Below are 1,015 nucleotides of genomic sequence, written 5' to 3' on the forward strand. Positions count from 1 at the left end.
CGAGCTCGCTGCTGCGGTCGCAGACCAGCACCGGTGCGTGGCTGAGGCGGCCGCGTTCTACGGGGTCGGGTGGGCCACGGTCCACAAGGCGTTCATCGCCCGCGTCGAGGCGCCGCTGGCCGCTGCGTTGCCGGTCGTGAGGGTCCTCGGGGTCGACGAGACCCGGCGCGGCAAGCCGGTGTGGACCCGGGACGTCGGCACGGGCCGGTGGGTCCTGACGCACGACCGATGGCATACCGGGTTCGTCGACTCAGCGGGCACGGGTGGGCTCCTCGCGCAGGTGGAAGGCCGATCGGCGTCCGTGGTCTCGACCTGGTTGCTGGCGCAACCGGCGCCGTGGCGCGCGGGGATCACGCACGTCACGATCGACCTGTCCGCGTCGTTCGCGAAGGGCGTGCGCGACGGACTGCCGAACGCGACGCTGGTCGCCGACCGCTACCACGTGGTCGCTCTGGCCAACCAGACGGTCACCGCGGTCCGCCAACGCGTCGTGCGAGAGCACGAGGGCCGTCGTGGCCGCAAGGTCGATCCGGCCTGGCGGGTCCGGCGCCGGTTGCTCACCGGCCACGAGCACCTACGACCCGAGACGTTCGCCAAGATGTGGAACGCACTGATCGACACCGGCGACCCGGGACTGGAGATCCTCGGCGCCTACATCGTCAAAGAGGACCTGCGCGCGCTGCTCAACCTGGCCGGGACCCACCCCGAGCGCCGCGAGATCTCCGCTGCCCTGGTGAGCTTCTACGAGCACGCGGCAGCGTCAACCGCCCCCGAGGTCCACCGCCTCGCGGCGACCGTCGAGAAGTGGTGGCCGGCGATCTTGGCGGGGCTCGAGACGGGGTACTCGAACGCGAGGTCAGAGGGCTACAACCGGCTCGCCAAACACGAAGGAAGGAACGCTTTCGGGTTCAGAAACCCGATCAACCAGCGACGACGCATACGCTGGGCCTGCACCCGCAAACACCGCCGGGAGGCAGCCAAGAACACCGATCTGCCCGGTTAAGAACGAAGAGCC

1 protein-coding gene is annotated in these 1,015 nt (G+C 70.0%); it reads left to right on the forward strand.

What is annotated here, in order from left to right:
- Positions 1-1,003, forward strand: a 1,003-nt coding sequence (locus tag EUA98_RS19625; protein WP_130104360.1) for an ISL3 family transposase, incomplete at its 5' end; no start/stop codon positions are given.
- Positions 1,004-1,015: the final 12 nt, after the last annotated feature.

The sequence above is a fragment of the Pengzhenrongella frigida genome, from assembly GCF_004168625.1.
In the GTDB taxonomy this organism is placed as follows: Bacteria; Actinomycetota; Actinomycetes; order Actinomycetales; family Cellulomonadaceae; genus Pengzhenrongella; species Pengzhenrongella frigida.